Source organism: Acetobacter sp. DmW_043 (genome assembly GCF_002153485.1).
GTDB lineage: Bacteria > Pseudomonadota > Alphaproteobacteria > Acetobacterales > Acetobacteraceae > Acetobacter > Acetobacter thailandicus.
Genome location: NZ_JOMN01000060.1, coordinates 1 through 341, shown reverse-complemented (window position 1 = coordinate 341; position 341 = coordinate 1). Strand labels below are relative to the sequence as shown.

The following is a 341-nucleotide window of genomic DNA, read 5'->3' as shown; positions in this document are numbered from 1 at the left end:
TCAATCGCCTGCAACTGTTCGGGATCACCCACCAGAACAACTTTGGCACCAGCCTCATGCGCAGCTGAGAGCACCCGCTCCATCTGACGTGAGCCCACCATGCCAGCCTCATCCACCACCAGCACATCGCCACGCTCCAGGCGGTCCCGTCCTCTGGACCAGGCCAGCTCTAATGAGGCAAGCGTACGGCTCTCAATCCCGGCGCCGCCCTGCAGCCCTTCCGCCGCAATGCCCGATAACGCCGCACCGCGTACCCGGTATCCAGCCTCTTCCCAGGCCGCGCGGGCCACACCCAGCATGGTGCTCTTCCCTGTCCCGGCATAGCCGACCACCACAGACAG

Annotated in this window: 1 protein-coding gene; it reads right to left on the bottom strand. The window is 65.1% G+C overall.

Features of this window, described 5'->3' with window-relative positions:
• Positions 1-341 (bottom strand): AAA family ATPase (locus HK11_RS11380; RefSeq protein WP_158092826.1); only part of this gene is annotated, 341 nt, incomplete at both ends.